The 20,439-nt window shown below is 38.4% G+C and carries 19 protein-coding genes; 17 read left to right on the top strand and 2 right to left on the bottom strand.

Annotated features, from left to right (window positions below):
• Positions 1-14: 14 nt before the first annotated feature.
• Positions 15-2,303 (bottom strand): FdhF/YdeP family oxidoreductase, encoded by a 2,289-nt coding sequence (locus tag PROVRUST_RS06535; protein ID WP_039854656.1) that lies wholly within the window; start codon positions 2,301-2,303, stop codon positions 15-17.
• A 1,513-nt stretch (positions 2,304-3,816) separates the two neighbouring features.
• On the opposite strand from PROVRUST_RS06535, the gene PROVRUST_RS06530 reads away from it, so the two are divergent.
• From PROVRUST_RS06530 to PROVRUST_RS06450, 17 genes are all read left to right on the top strand, one after another.
• Positions 3,817-4,092 (top strand): helix-turn-helix domain-containing protein, encoded by a 276-nt coding sequence (locus PROVRUST_RS06530; RefSeq protein WP_006813953.1) that lies wholly within the window; start codon positions 3,817-3,819, stop codon positions 4,090-4,092.
• Positions 4,093-4,242: 150 nt separating this feature from the next.
• Positions 4,243-4,791 carry a type 1 fimbrial major subunit FimA gene (gene fimA, locus PROVRUST_RS06525; RefSeq protein ID WP_006813952.1) on the top strand — a complete coding sequence of 183 codons (549 nt, stop codon included), beginning with the start codon at positions 4,243-4,245 and terminating at the stop codon, positions 4,789-4,791.
• Between the two features lie 80 nt (positions 4,792-4,871).
• Entirely contained in the window at positions 4,872-5,408 is a 537-nt protein-coding gene (locus tag PROVRUST_RS06520; RefSeq protein ID WP_006813951.1) for a fimbrial protein, read from the top strand.
• A 64-nt stretch (positions 5,409-5,472) separates the two neighbouring features.
• Positions 5,473-6,171: a fimbria/pilus periplasmic chaperone gene (locus PROVRUST_RS06515; protein WP_039854655.1), complete on the top strand. Its 699-nt coding sequence runs from the start codon at positions 5,473-5,475 to the stop codon at positions 6,169-6,171.
• Between the two features lie 91 nt (positions 6,172-6,262).
• The gene (locus tag PROVRUST_RS06510) at positions 6,263-8,899 is read left to right on the top strand and encodes a fimbrial biogenesis usher protein (RefSeq protein ID WP_006813949.1); all 2,637 of its coding nucleotides are present in this window, start codon (positions 6,263-6,265) and stop codon (positions 8,897-8,899) included.
• A 43-nt stretch (positions 8,900-8,942) separates the two neighbouring features.
• Positions 8,943-9,446 carry a type 1 fimbrial adaptor subunit FimF gene (fimF, locus tag PROVRUST_RS06505; protein WP_006813948.1) on the top strand — a complete coding sequence of 168 codons (504 nt, stop codon included), beginning with the start codon at positions 8,943-8,945 and terminating at the stop codon, positions 9,444-9,446.
• Between the two features lie 34 nt (positions 9,447-9,480).
• Positions 9,481-9,972, top strand: coding sequence for a type 1 fimbrial minor subunit FimG (gene fimG, locus PROVRUST_RS06500; protein WP_039854653.1), 492 nt, complete (start codon positions 9,481-9,483; stop codon positions 9,970-9,972).
• A gap of 14 nt (positions 9,973-9,986) precedes the next feature.
• Positions 9,987-10,922 (top strand): fimbrial protein, encoded by a 936-nt coding sequence (locus PROVRUST_RS06495; RefSeq protein ID WP_392397986.1) that lies wholly within the window; start codon positions 9,987-9,989, stop codon positions 10,920-10,922.
• Between the two features lie 909 nt (positions 10,923-11,831).
• Complete coding sequence (locus PROVRUST_RS06490) at positions 11,832-12,170, top strand: helix-turn-helix domain-containing protein (RefSeq protein WP_039854920.1); 339 nt, start codon at positions 11,832-11,834, stop codon at positions 12,168-12,170.
• An 82-nt stretch (positions 12,171-12,252) separates the two neighbouring features.
• A complete protein-coding gene (locus PROVRUST_RS06485; RefSeq protein ID WP_006813944.1) occupies positions 12,253-12,786 on the top strand; it encodes a fimbrial protein in 534 nt (177 codons plus the stop codon).
• 71 nt (positions 12,787-12,857) lie between these two features.
• Positions 12,858-13,388 (top strand): fimbrial protein, encoded by a 531-nt coding sequence (locus PROVRUST_RS06480; protein ID WP_006813943.1) that lies wholly within the window; start codon positions 12,858-12,860, stop codon positions 13,386-13,388.
• Between the two features lie 27 nt (positions 13,389-13,415).
• Positions 13,416-15,941, top strand: a complete 2,526-nt coding sequence (locus PROVRUST_RS06475) for an outer membrane usher protein (RefSeq protein ID WP_006813942.1) — start codon at positions 13,416-13,418, stop codon at positions 15,939-15,941.
• Positions 15,942-16,017: 76 nt separating this feature from the next.
• On the top strand, positions 16,018-16,758 hold the full coding sequence (locus PROVRUST_RS06470) for a fimbria/pilus periplasmic chaperone (protein ID WP_006813941.1): 741 nt from the start codon (positions 16,018-16,020) through the stop codon (positions 16,756-16,758).
• Positions 16,759-16,792: 34 nt separating this feature from the next.
• Complete coding sequence (locus PROVRUST_RS06465) at positions 16,793-17,419, top strand: fimbrial protein (protein ID WP_039854650.1); 627 nt, start codon at positions 16,793-16,795, stop codon at positions 17,417-17,419.
• Between the two features lie 52 nt (positions 17,420-17,471).
• Positions 17,472-18,371: an MrpH family fimbial adhesin gene (locus PROVRUST_RS06460; protein ID WP_006813939.1), complete on the top strand. Its 900-nt coding sequence runs from the start codon at positions 17,472-17,474 to the stop codon at positions 18,369-18,371.
• Positions 18,372-18,522: 151 nt separating this feature from the next.
• Positions 18,523-18,942, top strand: coding sequence for a fimbrial protein (locus PROVRUST_RS06455; protein WP_248696627.1), 420 nt, complete (start codon positions 18,523-18,525; stop codon positions 18,940-18,942).
• Positions 18,943-19,097: 155 nt separating this feature from the next.
• Positions 19,098-19,637, top strand: a complete 540-nt coding sequence (locus PROVRUST_RS06450) for a DUF2058 domain-containing protein (RefSeq protein WP_039854648.1) — start codon at positions 19,098-19,100, stop codon at positions 19,635-19,637.
• A gap of 17 nt (positions 19,638-19,654) precedes the next feature.
• Here PROVRUST_RS06450 and PROVRUST_RS06445 read toward each other — a convergent pair whose 3' ends face one another.
• The gene (locus tag PROVRUST_RS06445; RefSeq protein WP_006813936.1) at positions 19,655-20,353 is read right to left on the bottom strand and encodes an RluA family pseudouridine synthase; all 699 of its coding nucleotides are present in this window, start codon (positions 20,351-20,353) and stop codon (positions 19,655-19,657) included.
• Between the last annotated feature and the right edge of the window lie 86 nt (positions 20,354-20,439).

Raw genomic sequence — 20,439 nt, 5'->3', positions numbered from 1 at the left:
TCTGGGCACAATAACTAGCTGGCAACATCCACTTTTTCCAAAAGAATTGGAATGTTTTTATAAGCTGGAATACCACTTTGAGGATCAAAATTATCGAGCGCAATTAAATTATTGGCTTCAGGGAAATAGGTAGCAACACAGCGATCGGCCATATCATAGATCACCACCTTCAGATTATCTAAACGGCGATTTGTGCGCTTTTGTTCATTATCTAAAGCGATAATATTGACGCGATCACCCGCAGATAAATTTTGTTTTTTGGCTTGAGCTTCGCTAATAAACATCACATCTCGTTGCCCAAAAACACCACGATAACGGTCATTCATCCCATAAATCGTCGTATTATATTGGTCATGACTGCGTAGCGTCGCCAAAATTAACTCACTGTGTATTGCGGATTTGGGATCTTCAATAACCCCTTTGGTTGTCATAAAGTTAGCTTTTCCAGATGATGTTAACCACTTACGCTGTGAGGCTGCATTGGTTAGATGGAAACCACCAGGAACACGAATTCGTGCATTATAATCTTCGAAACCCGGTAATATAGCTTCCATGGCATCACGAATTTTATCGTAATCATCAATAAACTCATCCCACTCAACTTTCGTGTGAGGAAGAGTCGCTTTAGCGAGTCCAGCAACAATTGCACATTCAGATTTCAAATGTGGGCTGGCAGGTTTTAATTTCCCGTGGGAGGCATGTACCATCGACATTGAATCTTCAACGGTAATACTTTGTGGTCCAGATTTTTGAATATCTTTTTCCGTACGCCCTAATACAGGGAATAAAAAGGTATTTTTTGAGGTTAACAAATGTGAGCGATTGAGCTTTGTTCCTATATGAACGGCTAAATCGAGTTTTTTCATTCCGCTATAACAGGCATCTTTATCTGGCATTGCAACCGCGAGATTTCCACCCATACAGATCAGCGCCCGCGCACTACCTTGTGAAATGGCTTGCAGACTTGCAACCGCAGCATGCCCAAAAGCTGCTGGCGGCTTAAAGCCAAAACGTTGTTCAATTTTATCTAGAAATGCTTGGCTTGGTTTTTCTGTGATACCAACAGTTCGGTCACCTTGTACATTCGAATGACCTCGTAATGGACAAATTCCTGCACCATCTCTACCAATATTACCTTTTAATAACAGTAAGTTGACAAGTTGCTGAATATTTTGAGTACCATGTTGATGCTGAGTAATTCCCATGCCGTAACAAATTATGGTGCTTTTTGCTTCAATGTAGAGCTGAGCGATTTGCTCTATTTCACTTTGAGTTACACCACTAATAGATAAAATATCCTCCCAGCGGGTAGACAGAATATCGTGTTTAAGCGCATCAAAACCAACAGTGTGGTTTTGTATAAATTCATTATCTAATATTGGGGCTTGCCCTTTGGCTACTGCGGCATCGTGTAGCTCAATAATTACGCGCATGATACCTTTCATTAGAGCGGTATCCCCACCAATGCGCACTTTATAGTAATGTTCTGCTAAAGGGGTAGACTCAAGCGTTAACATTTCGATCGGATCTTGAGGGTAGGTAAATCGTTCTAATCCCCTCTCTCGAAGTGGATTAATGGCGATAATTTTAGCGCCACGTTTTGATATTTCCCGTAGGGAGCTGAGCATTCTGGGATGGTTAGTGCCCGGATTATGACCAATGCAAATAACCAAATCCGCTTTATCAAAATCTTCCAGTAACACCGTTCCTTTGCCGACCCCTATCGCAGCAGCAAGACCAACGCTGGTTGGTTCATGGCACATATTCGAGCAGTCAGGGAAATTGTTGGTACCGTATTCTCTGGCAAAAAGTTGATATAAGAATGCGGCTTCATTAGAGGTTCTACCGGAGGTATAAAATTCGACAGAGTTTGGGTCGGGGTAATGGGATAAGAGCTGACCTATTTGGTTGAATGCATCATTCCATTCTATGGGTTCATAATGATCGGTTTGAGCATTGTACTTCATTGGGTGAGTTAAGCGCCCTTCATTTTCTAAATCGTAATCTGCCCATGTTAACAATTCACTGACAGTGTGTTTCGCAAAAAATTCAGGTGTGGTTTTTTTTGCTGTCGCTTCCCATGCCATGGCTTTCGCACCATTTTCACAAACATCAAATGATGCACTGTGTTTAGGATCTGGCCATGCACAGCCAGGGCAATCAAAACCTTGCGGTTTATTCATTTCAAACATGGTAATAATATCTGGCACTATTTCCATTTGCTCGCGTATCGCTTCAGCAACGGCTTTAACTGCCCCCCAGCCTGCAGCAGGCCCAGTATAATCTTCAATTTTTTCTTTCATTTGCATTACTCTTTCTAATTTAAATATAACAAAAAATAAACATTGATTTATTACAGTCTAATTATGATTTGAATAGAGCGAGAAACATCGGTTTATTACAGTCTAATTATGATGAGAAACTAAATTCATAACCAATAAAAACATATCAAATATTAATAATAACAATAAGAGACTACCTTATATTAATAAAGTGATAATTTATTAAAGGCAAATCAAATTTTCATTTGACCTTAGATTGATTTGATATACCTCAAGATAATCTCAATCACTTGAAAATACTGGGGTTTTATTCTTGATTGAGTTGTTTTTAGGCCTATTTCGATAATGGAATCTAAAATTCCCATCAAGAATTCGACTATTTTCAATTAAGCATTTATCCGTTTCATCATAATAGTAAATATGCTAATCCTTTGGTTTATCTTATTTTAAATAAAAATTTAGGGGTGGATGCATTCTTTTTTTACTACGAATTTTTTCATTAGTTGATGTTATTGAGCAAAAGGCTAAATCGTATTTTGACATTTATCAGCAATATTTTTATACGTTTGGCTAGAAAAGTACGGGCTAATTACTTGCCATATTGGAAGCGTAGTCTCATTAGTACCCTTCGTGATGGTCCATAGTCTATTTTTTCAATGCTCATTTTTCCTGTGAAGTGCTCACATCAGATTTCAATCTTTCATTAAAATTCTAAAATTATTCTTACCTATTGGAACGGTTATGGATTAGGGGGGAAATCTAGAATGGTGGGATTGCCCTGAAAGCGTTGTGAATGCGAATCATTAATAATTATTGACAATACTCTCATGGTGAGTTGGTGCCTCTAAATGAAGAACAACTTATTAATAACCTTTCAAATATTATAAATATAGAATTTTTTTCTAATTAAAATGTCATTTTATATATTAGTAAACTATATTGATTATTGATCGAGGTCATTTTTTTTATATTTTTTTTTACATAATTATAACTTTTTAGTGTATTGTTTTGGCGTCTATAATTGTTGGTTATTTCTGTTTTGATTATTTTATTCTTTTATCTATCTTATTTTGCAATCAGTCTTTTTATGACTGATTATTAAAAAAACTCTTATTTCGGATATTTTTGTTTTGTATTAAATATTCAAAATCTAGATCAAGTTTTTTGTTTTTTCTATTTTATGTGGAATTTACTTATTTATTGTAAATTATTGTTTCTAAATTACGCGAATTGCGCGTAATTGATTTTTAACGTCTAAATGTCTAAATTCGATTTTCATTTTTTGTGTCAAATTTAACTTTGGTTAGACTTATAATAAATAAAGACTTTTTTTTACTCTCTAGCTGAGTTGATCGAAAAAACCGATCAAAATTAGCACTCATAATAGTTACTGGCTATCAAATATCACTTATTTGATCGGAAAAACCAATTTTTAACTATAAGTATCATTCTATACCTTAATAAGAGTTGACGAATATTTCCTTTATCGACAATACATAAAATTAGTCAACTAAAATGATTTGAGAGGTTTAGTATGCAAGAGAATGATCCGCTATCAAATAATATTGGCAAAATGTTGAAGTCTTATCGTAGGAGAACTGGATTAACCGGAACTGAATTAGCGAAAAGAATTAATGTCAGCCAACAGCAAATATCACGTTATGAAAATGGTGTTAATAATATAACGTTTGATAAGCTAATGATCCTATTCAATGCTCTAGAGATGAATAGATATGATATCGATATTTTTTTTGAGCAAATAAAATGCTTTGCTGATCCCTATGAACACGGGAACTCAAAAAACAGGTAATAGCATCTAAAAAACATTTAAATTTAATTGAATTATAAAATCGTAATTCAATTAAATTCGATCATTTTAATTATGGTGTTATCAGGCGTCATTTAACCCTCTTGTATTATTAATTTTTGCAATAAATAAACATAAACATAAGGAATCTTTATGAAAGTTAAATCATTAGCACTTGTTGTTGTTTCTGCTCTGTCTTTAAGTTCAGTTGCTGCTTTTGCTGCAACCACAACAGTTAATGGCGGCACTGTACATTTTAAAGGTGAGTTAGTAAACGCAGCGTGTGCTGTTGATGCTGGCTCTGTAGAGCAAACTGTTCGCCTTGGTCAAGTTCGTACCGCTAAGCTGGCAAAATTAGGCGATACCAGTGGTCCTGTTGGTTTCAATATCCAGCTGAATGACTGTGACACTGAAGTTGCAACTTCTGCAAAAGTTGCTTTCACCGGCGTATCTGCTAACGCAGCTAACCCAACAGTATTATCCGTTGCTTCTTCTGCTTCAGGTGCAGCAACAAATGTTGGTATCCAAATTTTAGATGGTAAAAGCGTACCATTAGGTCTGGATGGTGCAACATTTGGTAGCCCGATTACGTTAAATGATGGTGCTAACGTGCTGCCATTCCAAGCTCGCTACTTCGCATTGGGTGCAACCACTGCGGGTGTTGCTAATGCGGATGCAACATTTGCTGTTCAATACGAATAATCACTAAAAAACGTTAAGGATATCGAGTTAGATAAACCAAGGATGGTTTTTTATAAACGAAACTAAAAAGGTGAATATTCATGAGAGGGCTGATGCTTGGTCTACTGCTTCTGTTTTCCCCATTTCTGCAAGCTGGAAATAAATGGAAAGTTCAGCTTCCCGGCGGCGGAATGCGCTTTCAAGGGGTGTTGATTGCAGAGGCTTGTAGTGTCGAAACGTCAGATCGAACTTTGACCGTTAACATGGGGCAACTGCGAACCAATATGTTGCATGCTCCGGGTCAAGATACGGCACCCGTTATCTTTGATATTCATCTTCGAGAATGTACTCAGGCTGTCAGTGAATATGTTTCCATCACTTTTTCTGGGGTCGCGAATGATAAGAACCCCGATATATTTTCTGTTGGTGATGAACCGAATACTGCGCAAGGCGTGGGATTAGCTATTTTTGATTCAACCAATACGTTGATTCCTATAAACAGCACACCTCGAAGAATTGATCGCATCACCAATGGTGATATGACATTACATTTTGTCGCTAAGTATCGTGCGACTAGCTATGAAATTACCGGTGGAAAGGCCAATGCACAAGCATTGTTCTCGCTAACCTATGAATAAGAATCTAAAAAAAATAGTCACAGATATTTTAAATTTTTTTAGTCAAAGAAGGACAGATGTAAACATGAAAACAAGAATAACTCGTCAACTTATTACAGCCTTATTTATCTTACTCTGTTCTGGTGTATCCACTCAGGTCTATGCAGGGGTTGCATTAGGTGCAACTCGCGTAATTTATCCTGCGGATCAAAAGCAGGTTCAACTTGCCGTAACAAATAATGATGACAAAAGTGTATTTCTTATCCAATCATGGGTAGAAAACGCTAACGGCCAGAAAGATAACCAATTTGCGATTACACCACCACTGTTTTCGATGAAAGGTAAAAAAGAAAATACGTTACGCATTATTGATGCAACAAATAACCAGCTACCGAAAGATAGAGAAAGCCTTTTCTGGTTAAACGTTAAAGCGATACCGGCGATGGATAAGGCTCAGATGAACGAAAATACGCTGCAACTTGCCATTATCAGCCGTATCAAATTGTATTATCGCCCAACCGGTTTATCGGTTTCTCCGGATACCGTTGCTGAAGCATTGCGTTTCAAACGACAAGCTCAAGTGCTGTCTGTTATCAATCCAACACCGTATTACGCCACAGTGACAGATCTCAATGTCGGTTCAGTGAAATTGGAAAATACCCTCGTTCCTCCGTTTGGTGAGGTATCTATTAATGTGCCTGTCAATGCGAATGGTGCGATTAGCTATAAAACCATCAATGATTACGGTGCGTTAACTGCGAAAATGACAGGGAAAACTCAGTAAAGGCTGGCTTTCTTATTCTTAATAAAGCGCTAAATATCATTCTGAATCAAAGAGTTTACTGAGAGACGTCATTGATCGGATTGGAGGGATCATGTCATATCTGGCATCTGAAAAAAGGCAATTAATTTCGGAAAAAGGATCATTTTTGGGATGTAGATTTGATCTGCGTTTTCCCTTAATTCCATTGACATTCTTTATTGGCATATCTCTGTATCCCTCTTGGGCAGGGGCTGAGCTGTATTTTAATCCGCGCTTTTTGGCCGACGACCCTTCCGCAGTGGCTGACTTATCGGCTTTTGAAAAAGGGCAAGAGGTTCCAGAAGGTACTTACCGTGTGGATGTCTATCTTAATGATGGCTATCTGTTTACACGTGATGTTCGCTTTGTCATTGATGAAAATAATAAAGAATTATCGCCATGTGTAACTCAAAGTGAGTTAGCCAAAATGGGGGTAAATACGCTCGCTATTCCTGAGATCAGTAAATTAGCCAAGGATACTTGTGAGCCTTTAACTTCATTGGTCACCGATTCAACCGCGAGATTCGATGTTGGTTTACAGCGTTTAAATATCACTGTTCCTCAATTATTTATGAAGGATAGGGTCCGAGATTTTATTCCGCCAGAATTATGGGATTCGGGTATTACAGCTGGAATTTTAAACTATAGCCTGACAGGAAGTAATGCACGTAACCAAGATGGTAAAAACAGCAGCTACAGCTATTTAAACCTGCAAAGTGGATTAAATTTTGGGGCGTGGCGCTTACGTGATAACTCGACATGGAGTCACAGTACAGGGAGTGCGAACAGTGAAACGCGTTGGGAGCATATTAATACTTATCTTGAACGTGGGATTAATCAGATTCGTTCCCGTTTAACGATTGGTGACAGTTATACGCCAGGTGACATTTTTGATAGCTTTAATTTTCGCGGTATTCAATTAGCGTCGGATGACAATATGTTACCGGAAAGTCAGCGAGGCTTTGCGCCCGTTATTCGTGGGATGGCACAAGGTACGGCAGATGTTTCCATTAAACAAAATGGTTATGAAATCTACCGTAATACTTTCCCGCCGGGGCCATTTGTTATTAATGATCTCTATGCCGCAGGGAGCAGTGGCGACCTTCAAGTCACGATCACTGAAGCAGATGGTTCAACCAAAAGTTTTACAGTGCCTTATTCATCCGTACCTTTATTACAACGTGAAGGTCACACGCAATATGCGGTCACGGTGGGTGATTACCGTTCGGGTAATGGGCAACAAGAAAAACCAACCTTTTTACAAGGTACAGTAATGCGTGGTTTATCATATGGTTGGACACTATATGGTGGAACGCAATTGGCAAATCGCTATCAAGCGATTAATGCGGGTATCGGTAAAAATATTGGCATATTTGGGGCGCTATCTGTCGATATTACTCATGCGAATGCTAAGTTGCCAGATGACAGTAACCATGAAGGGCAATCAATACGGTTCCTATATAACAAGTCTTTGAATGAGACGGGCACAATTATTCAGCTTGCTGGTTATCGCTATTCCACAAAAGGGTATTACTCATTTGCGGATACGACTTACAAGCGCATGGATGGATACAACTTGGCAACCCAAGATGGTGTCATCTATGTCACGCCAAAATTCTCAGATTATTACAATTTAGCGTACAACAAGCGTGAAAAAGTTCAGTTGAGTTTAACTCAGCAAATCGGAGAGCAATCCACTTTATATGTGACGGGAAGTCATGAAACGTATTGGAATACTAGTAAATCTGATAAGCAATTACAGGTTGGTATTAATACGCTAATTGAAGGAATTAACTGGGGCTTAAGTTACAGTTTATCTAAGAATTCTTGGCAAGAATCGAATGACCAAATGTTGGCGCTGAACGTGAATATTCCGTTTAGTCATTGGCTTCGTTCAGATAGTCAGTCTATCTGGCGCAATGCCAGTGCTAGCTACAACGTATCCAATGATCTGAAAGGGCGAATGACCAACACCGCCGGTTTGTATGGCACATTGCTAGAAGATAATAATTTAAGTTATAGCGTACAAACTGGGTATTCCGGAGGTGGGCAAGGGACGTCTTCGGCGACTGGGTATACCTCGTTGAATTACCGTGGGGCATATGGTAATGCGAACGTCGGTTATAGCTATACCGATAGCTTCCGCCAAATTTATTACGGCTTTAGCGGCGGCATTTTAGCGCATGCTAACGGCGTCACACTGAGTCAGCCGATGAATGACACTGTGGTATTGGTCAAAGCACCGGGTGCTGGGCATGTCAAAGTTGAGAATCAAACTGGCGTAGAGACAGATTGGCGTGGCTATGCGGTTTTACCGTATGCCACCGAGTATCGTGAAAATCGCATTGCTCTCAACACAAACACTTTGGCGAATAATGTTGACCTCGAAGATCCGGTTGTGAGTGTTGTTCCTACTCGTGGTGCGGTTGTCCGTGCAGATTTCCACCCTAAAGTCGGTGTGAAGGTATTGATGACATTGCTGCGAAATGGAAAACCCGTGCCATTTGGTGCGGTCGTTTCCTCAGAAGAGAACAGCGGCGGCAGTATTGTTGCGGATGATGGTCAAGTTTACTTAACCGGATTACCACTCTCGGGACAGCTTATTGCTCGTTGGGGCGATGGTCCTGATGCACAGTGCCATGTTAACTACACTTTGCCGGAACAGAGCCAGCAAGAAATACTCAGTAAGTACCGTGCAGAATGCCTCTAAGGAGCGAATAGTGTCTGACAAATCAACCGTTTTTTCTGCCACGATGCTGACATTTATGCTGCTATGTCAAAATGCATTTGCCGCAGACAGTACGATAAATATTAAAGGCAATATTAAGGATAATACCTGTGCCGTTGCCCCGGGATCACAAAATCAAGTTGTTGATTTACTGATAAATGCGGTGAAACAGCTACATTCTAACGGCGAAGTGACGCCGCTTGTTCCATTTAGTATTGACCTCACGCCTTGTGGGACAGCGGTGACAGCGGTCAAAGTCGGTTTTGTGGGCATTGCAGATGGAAATAATAAGTCATTACTTGCTTTGGAGGCGGGTAGTGCCAATGCTTCTGGCGTGGGAATACAGATCTTAGATGGTGCTCGAACGCCTCTGGTACTCAATGCAGATAGCAATAATATTTCATGGACACCCTTGATGGCTGGTAAGAGTAATACGCTACATTTCAATGCCCGATTAATGGCCTCTAAAACGCCTGTCGTGGCTGGGCATATTCGTGCAACCGCAACTTTTACTCTTGAATTTCAGTAAGCGGGGGGATGTCATGATAAATAAGAAATGGAAAATGAGGACGGCACTGATATTGGGATTGATCTCGTTATCCATCACGTCAACATTTGCAGCAGATGTAACTGTTACGGTTAATGGAAGTGTGGTTGCTAAGCCTTGTACGGTAGCGACAACAACCGCGAATGTGGATTTAGGGGATCTGTATACCTTTAATTTGGTGTCTCCAGGTGCTGCTTCACAATGGCATGAGGTGACGTTGGATTTAGTGAATTGCCCGGTTGGAACATCTGCGGTAACGGCGACATTCAAAGGAACGACGGATACCACGGGATATTACAAAAATCAGGGAACGGCGACGAATATCCAACTGCAATTACAAGATACCGCGGGTAACAATTTAAATAACGGCGTTCAGAAAAAACTACAGGTCAATGACTCTACATTATCGACAAGTTTCCCGTTACAGGTTAGAGCATTGTCGGTGAAAGGCGGTGCGACGCAAGGAAGCATACAAGCGACTATTGATGTCACCTACACTTATCAGTGAGTTACGTTATGAATATAAAAAAAGTGTTGAAGTTACTGTCGGTTAACGCGTTTATTTATTTTGCTGGGATTTCTTCAGCATCTGCATTTACCTGCCGTGACACAACAGGCAACGTCTTGAGTTACACTCAAAGTCCTGCGACTGCAAATGCCTACGTTAATCTGGTACCCAGTGTTCAAACGGGACAAAACTTAGTTGTCGATTTATCGCAATCCATTTCTTGTCGGAACGATGATCCTACAGGACGAAAAGACTTAGTGAGTATGACCAGAGGTTCTGCTTATGGTGGTGTTTTAACAAATTTTACAGGCTCATTAAGGTACTATGGTTCTAGCTATCCATTCCCATTAAATTCCGCAACCCATCAACAAAATTTCAATTCAGGTAGTTTTACGCCTTGGAATACGCAGTTGTATCTGACGCCAGTTTCAGCGGCGGGGGGTGTTGTACTAAAAAAAGGAACGCATTTTGCGACGCTGGTTATGTACCAAGTCGGCTCGGATATCCCCGGTGGCGGAAATATCAATACATCGACATTTACATGGAACTTATACGCCAATAATGATGTGGTTGTTCCTACGGGTGGCTGCGATGTCTCTTCTCGTAATGTTGTGGTGACATTACCTGAATATCCAGGCAGTGCTCAGCCTGTCCCTATTTCTATTCATTGTGCATCCAATCAAAATATTTCTTATTACTTATCTGGTGCGACGGATACCAGTACCTCGATATTTGCGAATACGCTTTCTGGTACTAATACGGCAACAGGAATTGGAATTCAAATATTGCGTAATGGAACGGCGATCTCTGCTAATCAGAATGTCCAGTTGGGGCGAGTCGGAACATCGGCAGTAAATTTAGGTTTAACGACCAATTATGCTAGAACGAAAGGGCAAGTTACGGCCGGAAAGGTGCAATCTGTGATTGGTGTAACTTTCATGTACGACTAGAAGTACATCAAGGAGCCGCAATACGCTGGGAGTATTGTGGTTCTTTGGTTTGCTATCTTTATATACTATTTTTTACTCACCTCGAATAGCTTAGTTTTCACTCCGTTTTTTCTTGATTATTTTACTCTCTAGCACTCATCTAATATTAGAAAAAAGAAACCTTATTTATTATCCCATCTATATTCAATAGACTGTATTTTATCTGTATAAAGATATTATCATGGTTGAACTTGCCCTCTGTTATCTAGAGTCGTTGCTTAGATATAACGTCATCAATTTTTTGGAGGATGACGCTGTTGCATTCAAAGGATATGGGTATAAATTGATGTGCAATGAGATTTTTTATTCAATTTCTAATGTCTTTATTTGAAATGGTATTTTTTAAGATAAGCGAATTACATCACTTAAATACAGTGATTCATTATTTATAACAAGAATTTAATTGTAGTTTTTTGTAGATTTGCACCTGTAAAAAGAGTGAGGCTTAATGATTTGATTTATTTTGGTTTTTTTGTTTTATCCTTTCTTTCTTAATGTTTCAATTACTCTCTATTTGTGTTTTTTTGATGAAAATCAAGTTTTTCTGTTACTGATCACGAGTAATTATTAAAAAATGTTAATTTAAGGTAAAAATATTGTTTTTATTAATTTTATAGATATAAATATTGGAATGTTAATGTCTAAATCTGATTTCTTTAAAAAGAATAAAAACTTTAATATTACATAATGTGCTGTTATATAAAAACATAATTGAATTGTAAAAAGTGTAAATATAGCTATTTCGGGGGAGTCTCATATTTCCATACATTTGATTTAAAATAATCACTCCTTATAATTGTAAGCACTTAAGGCAATTATTCTTAAAACCAATTAAGTTAAAGATGTTAATTTGAGATGCAGTTATTAATTATGAATAAAATTAATTTAGATTTAAAAAAATACAATTCATCAGAGAATGTATTTTCCTTATACTGTGGACTAGTTATAAGAAAAATTAGAAAAGAAAATGGTATTTCCGCATGTGAACTAGCAAAAAAAGTAAATATTTCACAGCAGCAAATGTCCCGTTACGAACGTGGAATCAATAAGTTTAGTATTGACATGTTATTTGATATAACAGTTGCTTTAAATATTCCATTTGAAAGATTAATCAAAACTGTGATTTCTGAAGTTCAAAAATCTCCTTCAGATAATGCAACTATATTAAAAAATAAAATATCAGCGTCTGATATGATTTATTTTTATTAACCAAATTAAATAAATTTATTTATTTATGTAAAACACATATAAATATTTATATGTGTATCTATATCTATCGTTTGAGGAAAGTATGAAAAAGATTATTTTAGCAACACTGATTTCTGGCGTAATGAGTTCATCTGCATTAGCTGTTGATGCAGGTAGCGGAACAGTAACATTTTCTGGTTCTATTATTGAAGCACCGTGTTCTATTGCTCCGGGTGAAGAAAACCAAGAAGTTGCATTGGGCCAAGTATCTAATGTGACTTTAGATAATGGTAGCGAGTCATCGGCACAACCTTTCCAGATTAAATTAGAAGGTTGTAATCTCAAAGGTGATAATCAAGTTGCCGTCACCTTCAAAGGAACCGAAGCGGGAACAAATACGGGTTATTTACAAATCACGGGCGATGCAACTGGTGCAGCAGTAAAGATCATGAATGGATCCGGCGCTCAGATTAAAGTTAACTCTAGTGCTAAACAAAATTATGTTGAAGGAAATAATACATTAAAATTCCAAGCATCATTAATTGGATTACAATTAGTTGATAAAGATAGTAAACCTCTTCCTGTTACACCAGGCCAATTCCAAGCGGTGACTAACTTTACATTAGCATATAACTAAATAAACCTTTATAAGATGCTCCTTCACCACGAGTTAATGAGACTCGTGGTGTATATCTTAATGGCTATAATATGAGAATAAAGAAAAAAGAAGTTATTTTTTTATTACCATTTTTTTTAATATTAATGTTTTCCAGATGTTCTTTTGCAAAAAACTCAATGGATCTCATAATGCAAGGTAGCATTATGGATACCGCATGCGCTATTGATACGGGATCTTATGAACAATCTATTGATATGGGAGTTTTGCCTCTCTCATTAATAAAGAATCAAGGTCAGGGACAAGCTCAGGATTTTTTTATTACATTAATTGGTTGCAAGCTAACATCTTATACTGGGGAACTGTGGAAAACTTTTGATATTTCCTTTGAGGGGCCAGTTAATGGTAATTGGTTTTCTGTGTCAGGCTCTGCTCAAGGTGTTGCATTATCATTAACGGATTCTGCTGGGGAATCAATTTACCCAGGGGGAAAACTACTTCCTAAAAATATAAAATCTGGAAATAACATTTTAAATTACCAATTTAAAATTGTTTCAGATAGGACACCGTTGCGTGCTGGGGAATATCAGGCATCGATCCGCTTTAAACTTGATTACTACTAAATAATAAATTATTGACAGATTTTAGGAATGTTTTTTATGTCTTCGTTACCTATTTATACACCGCAATTAAAATGTTTAAGTATTATTCTTGGATTAACGGTCGGTTTTATTTCGTCAGCAGCGACTGCGACTAATTATATGGAATTTAATACTGACGTTTTAGATTTAGAAGACAAAAATAACATTGATTTAAACCAATTCTCTCGTGCTGGGTATATTATGCCCGGTATTTATAATTTTACGTTAAAAGTTAACAATGAACAGATCTCTGATGTCGAGATACCTTACTATATAAGTGAGCATGACCCCGAGAATAGTTTGCCTTGTTTATCCCCTGAATTGGTTAATCAATTAGAATTAACACCCGAGTCATTGAAAAAATTGACATGGTGGCATGATGGGCTGTGCCTTAATGAGAATAGCTTACCCGGATTATTATTGAGAGGGGATTTAGCTACGTCATCGTTATATGTCAGTATTCCTCAAGCTTATATGGAATATACCTCACCAAATTGGGATCCGCCTTCCCGTTGGGATGATGGAATATCGGCATTACTTCTTGATTATAATGTCAATGCTAATACAACACGCTCCTACATTGGAGGCTCAGACTCCTCCTCGGTAAACAGCAATGGAGTGACGGGGATTAATTTGGGCGCTTGGCGGTTTAGAGCGGACTGGCAGAGTCGTTATACTCATACCACGGGTCGACAAGGTAGCAACCAAACGGATTTCACTTGGAACCGTTTTTATGCTTATCGAGCATTGTCGGCATTAAAGGCTAAATTAGTGTTGGGTGAAGACTATCTGGCCTCAAATATTTTTGATGGATTCCGATTTCTTGGTGCTAGCCTCCAATCTGAATTGAGTATGATGCCGCCGAACTTACGTGGATATGCTCCGGAAATAACAGGGATAGCAAAAAGTAATGCGACGGTAATTATCATGCAACAAGGGCGAGTATTGCATGAAACCCAAGTTGCTTCAGGACCTTTTCGTATCCAAAATTTAAGTGATGCCATAACGGGAACGTTGGATGTCATTGTTAAAGAACAAGATGGTTCTGTGCAAGAATTTCAGGTCGATACAGCAAACTTGCCCTATCTGACAAGACCTGGACAAATTCAATATAAATTAGCGTTAGGACAGCCAACGAATATCGACCGTCAGAGTGAAGGGGAAAATTTTATTACGGGAGAATTCTCTTGGGGTATAAGCAACGGTTGGTCTTTAATTGGCGGTAGTTTAAATAGCCAAAATTATAATGCGTTATCTATTGGTCTTGGTCGTGACTTACTTGCCTTTGGCGCGCTTTCATTTGATGTAACACAGTCTATTGCTCGTTTGTCGGGCGAAGATACATTAAGTGGTGGCTCATATCGCATCAACTACTCTAAGCGATTTGAACAATTCGATAGCCAAATACAATTTGCAGGCTATCGTTTTTCGGAGCGTAGCTATATGAGTATGAGTGATTTTCTGAATGCCCAAAAAACGGGTGAGCGCTATTACGGTAGTAAGGAATTGTACACGATATCAATGAATAAAAATTTCAACGATATAGGACTATCGCTATATTTAAACTACAACCATCAGACATATTGGGATCGACCGGACAATGATTATTATAGTTTGATGCTATCGAAATATATGGATATCGGTTCGATTAAAAATGTGAGTATCAGTGTATCTGCTAATCGTAATTTTTATAATGGAGTTAAAGATGATAGCGCTTATGTATCATTATCTTTCCCATTAAGTAATGGGGCCAATGTTGGCTATTCGATGAATACAAGCCGCGATGATACCACCAACCGAATTTCTTATTATGATCGATTAGGTGATAGAACAAATTATCAAATCAGTGCTGGAGCAAATCGAAAAGGCGGCACCGCAAGTGCCTTTATTACTCATCAAGGTGATAATGCTCGTTGGTCAGCAAATGCGAGTCATACGAATAATCAATACAGTGCAATTGGTTTGTCCGCCGCTGGTGGCTTTACTTTAACGACAGAAGGTGCGGTAGCTCACCGCATGAATAATCTAGGTGGAACTCGCCTACTTGTTGATACGGATAGTGTTCCCGATATTGCTATTCGCGGTGTTGGTGCTCCAGTCGCATCGAATCGATTTGGGAAAGCGGTTATTTCCGATGTCAGTAGCTATTATCGTAATAAGGCTCAAATTGATTTAAATAAGCTGCCTGATGATGTTGATGCCCAGCAGTCAGTTGTTCAAGCAACATTAACAGAGGGAGCGGTAGGCTATCGTTCATTTTCCGTTATTTCAGGTCAAAAAATAATGACCGTAATTGCATTAAGTGATGGCTCTCATCCACCATTGGGTGCTCAGGTAACAAATCACAAAAAACAAAATGTTGGGATTGTTGGTGATTTAGGTAATACCTATATTAGTGGTGTTCATTCCTCCGAAGTTATGAATGTCTCATGGGGTAAAAATAGGTCTTGTGAAATTATTTTCCCATCTGAATTAATGAATCGAGAAATCCAAGATAGCTTATTACTTCCTTGCCATGAAGTAATTAAAAGCTAAGAGATTTAATCAATTTTCATTTTCAAAGATTATTGAATTTAACCAGATAAAAGTTATAGATAAAGGTAATAACCAAATGAATATTAAAACGATATTAATTAGTGGTATTTTTGGATCTTTAGCCCTAATTAACCTATCCGAGGCTGCAGTATCATTAGATAGAACAAGAATTATATTTGATGGGGAAAATAAGTCAGTTTCTTTAAGTATTAATAATAATAATAAACAGCTTCCATATCTTGCTCAGGGATGGATTGAAAATGAAGAAAGTAAAAAAATAACGTCGCCATTAATTGTACTTCCACCAGTTCAACGATTAGAACCAGGGAAATCAAGCCAAATGAAAATTGAATCTCTACCCAGTATAAAAAATTTACCACAGGATAGAGAATCTTTATTCTATTTTAATATGCGTGAAATTCCACCTAAAAGTGATAAACCAAATACATTACAGATTGCATTACAAACAAAAATAAAATTATTTTATCGTCCGGCTGCCATTGCACCACAACAAAATAGCGCACCATGGCAAGAAAAAATGCAGCTTGAAAAAAAAGGGAATCTTGTTATTGCTAAGAACTCAACGCCTTATTACATCACAATAATTAATGCTGGTGCTCATGCAAATACGGATGCAAAAGAATTTAATCCCATCATGATCGCACCGTTTGGTGAGGAAAATATAGGAATAACAAGTGAACAGTTAGGAAATACACCAGTCATTACCTATATCAATGACTATGGTGGTCGCCCAAAATTGACGTTTGATTGTAAAAATACAATATGCTCCGTTGCAGCAAACTCATTAACTAAATAATAAAATCAAAATGAAGCTAAATGGAGATATCTTTATGATCTCAACTATATATCGCTGGCTGTACCAAGAATATACCATCGGTGCACTTTGCTTAGTTGCCGTATTGCCCGCGGTTGCCAATGATAACCGTTATTTATTCCGGCCTACAGATGGCTGGGAGGTTGATGGCCAACATGGTGTCATTCATGTTTCAGGGTCTTTAACTGAAAACCCATGCGAATTAGCGATGGAGTCCAGTAACCAATCGGTATCGCTGGGCAATATTTCATTCAGTGAGCTGAATCATTCTGAGCGAACAATGCAACCTGTGCCATTCAAAATTGAGTTGTTAAATTGCTTACAAGTCCAAACTGAGCTGCAAAATTTCCAAACGGGGCAATCAGTGTGGAGTAGCACACAACCCGCGGTTAAAGTTAAATTTTTAGCAGCAAGCGTACCTGAAAACGCCAATATTATTCGTATTAATGGTGCGCATGGTTTTGGATTACAAGTCGCCAATTCAGCTGGGCAAATGTTGCCAATAGGAAAAGCGAGTAATCCTACGTTAATCTCATCGGGTCAAAATAGCCTAATATATTATGTCTCTGCAATAAGAACGTCTGGCCCACTTATTCCCGGTGCTTTCTCTGCATTGATTGCATTTGAAATGCTATATGATTAATTCCATCGTATTTAAATATACTGATTGATAAAAATGAATAGGTAATAGCGTAATGCTAAGAAACAAAAATATTTTTTTTATAAAATTAATTATACTGACTCTATTATTTATAATTAATTTTAATGTGAGTGCAAACCCATTAAACCCGAATAGTATTTATACCACTAGTATAAAGCATCCACTTGTTAATGGTGCGTATTCTACAATTCCGGAAACAGTAGGGCCTTATTTTTTATATATCCCCGATGATATTAGAAATAGTACCAATCCAGAGTGTAATATTAAAGTTATTGTAACAGCTAAGACGTCAATAGGTACATTTCAAACGATGGCATCTCCATTCTCTTATCTTTTAGATGGTTTTAGTAATATATATGCTTTAGGAGTAGTGAAGTCGTATACGGTCACACGAAATTCTTCAAAGCATTGCAATGATACACTTCTTGATTTTGGTGTGAAATATGGACGATTTGCCGTTGGTTATATAAACGTATTTGCTACTCAAGTCTCTTCGTCGGGTTATGCAGATATGTGTTTACGAATATTTATAAATGAGAAAGAAGTGGGCACAACGTGTTCAATCCATGTTCCAGAAATTCCGGTATTGCCTTCTTGCGATATATTTATGCCATTAACCCTATCTCACGGTGAAGTGAATGCAAATAATGTGAACGGTAATATTGCCAAGGTTAATGGTGATATCACATGTACTGGGGACATGAGTGCGACATTTCAATTTTTACCTGAAAATGAAGTTGATTTATCACAAGGTGTCAAAAGCCAATTGGATGTGTGTGTTTCAGGAAAGTGCATGTCGAATAATGTGGTTCAAGCCGAGATAAAGAAAAATACCCATTTAGCATTCTCCGTTAATTCAACATTATCTGCATTGGGGAATCCTGAGCCTGGTTCGAGGGTTGGAAATGTCGTTCTATCGATTGTGATTAATTAAAACGCAGCTTATTGACTATAACGATTGGAGTATGAATCGCTATGATGATTTTTATTAAAATAATAAAAAAAGAGTCTTTTTATTATTTACAGTATTTATTAACACGTTGATTATTTTTTTTAGTGGTTTTTGTTTTGCAGAAACGTATTCATTGACGATTAAAGTTGATGTGATTGAAAGTACCTGTGATATTTATGGTAATGACGGACCTGGTAACCCTATTGAGGTTTCATTTGGTGAAATGAACTTGAATGGTTTCACCAGCGAAAGGTATACCAGAGATATTCATTACGCTATAGACTGCGGTGGTAATACATCGAGTAACCCAAATTTAAAACTCAAGTTTGAGAGTGATATTTCAGATTTTGATGCCACTTTAGTGAAGACATCAAATCCAAAATTAGGTTTAAAAATTCAAGCAGATAATAAGTTATTATCCCCTAATGAGTACCGTAATTTTACCTATTCTAACAAGCCATTACTGAGTGTATCTCCGGTTTTGGATGAAGGGAAAAAGATCGAGTTTGGGGCATTCACGGCAATAGGAAGGCTCAAGGTGGAATATCAATAATCTCTTTTTTACGTATAGAAATAGCCCATGACTTAATGTCACTTGGATATTGGCGATATGGGGACAGTCAGAGCCTTTGCTCCCCATTCCCTAACACTCCCGCTGAAATAACAGGTATAATCCCTCAAATCTTATTCAATGGGCTTAAAACCAATATGGCAAAACTTACCTTACAAGAGCAGATGCTCCAAGCGGGACTCGTCACCAGCAAAAAAATGGCGAAAGTCCAAAGAACAGCAAAAAAATCACGAGTTCAGGCTCGAGAAGCTAGAGAAGCCGTAGAAGAAAACAAAAAAGCACAGCTTGAGCGCGATAAGCAGCTAAGCGAACAACAAAAACAAGCGGTGTTATCGAAAGAAGCAAAAGCACAAGTGAAGCAGCTAATTGAAATGAATAGAATTCATATCGCAAGAGGCGATATCAGTTTTAACTTCACTGATAATAATCTCATTAAAAACGTCTCTGTGGATAAAACCACTCAAGCTCAGCTCATTAGTGGGCGTCTCGCCATCGCGCGTTTATTAACGGACAACCCAGAAGTGAATGAATACGCGATTATCCCTGCGGTTGTTGCCGACAAAATTGCTCAGCGTGATGAGAGCTATATCGTATTAAATAATGCATTGAGTCAGGAAGCGCAAGACGAAGACGACCCATACGCAGACTTTAAAATCCCTGATGATTTGATGTGGTAATTCGCAATAATATCCGCTTAGAACGGGCTGGCATTATGGGTATTGAGCGGTTCACCGGTGACCGGATGGATAAAATCCAGTTCGCAGGCATGTAACATCAATCGCGGAGTCTGTTCGGTTCCTAATAACAGGCGACCACCATATAAATCACAGCCCAAAATCGGGTGCCCTAACAGCTGGCAATGAATACGGAGTTGGTGAGTCCGCCCCGTTTCTGGCGTAAGTTGCACCCGAGTTAACGGTAACTGCCCCCCATCATCCAACTCTCGATAAAAACGTTCAATAACCCGATAGTGGGAGCGAGCGGGCTTGCCATTAATTGCACTAATCGACATGAGCGGGAACAGCGCGGGATCTTTAGCTATCGGTGCATCAATCACACCTTCATCATCATCCAAATGCCCACAAAGTAGCGCACTATACATTTTGCCTACAGTGCGTTGGCTGAATTGGTGGCAAAGGGCGGCATTAATGGCTTTATTGCGAGCCACCACCATCAATCCTGATGTCCCAAAATCGAGACGATGAACCAGCGTACATTCAGGAAAAATTTTGACCATACGATGATGCACTGAATCCAAATTTTGGGGATTTTTTCCCGACAGGCTAAGTAGCCCCGAGGGCTTATTGATTAATATCAGGTGGTCATCCTGATAGAGATACTCAATCGGATCATGGCAAAATGGGGCAATAAAGGTATCAATAATGGTAGACATCGGGCTATCCGGACGAAGAGTGAGGCTGGATGATAACCAATTTTAAGCAGACTAGCGAACCCACTATTCACGCACCAAAAAATTAT

Source organism: Providencia rustigianii DSM 4541, from assembly GCF_000156395.1.
Classification (GTDB): Bacteria; Pseudomonadota; Gammaproteobacteria; order Enterobacterales; family Enterobacteriaceae; genus Providencia; species Providencia rustigianii.
The sequence above is the reverse complement of the archived record's forward strand: the minus strand, read 5'-3'. Positions and strand labels throughout refer to the sequence as shown.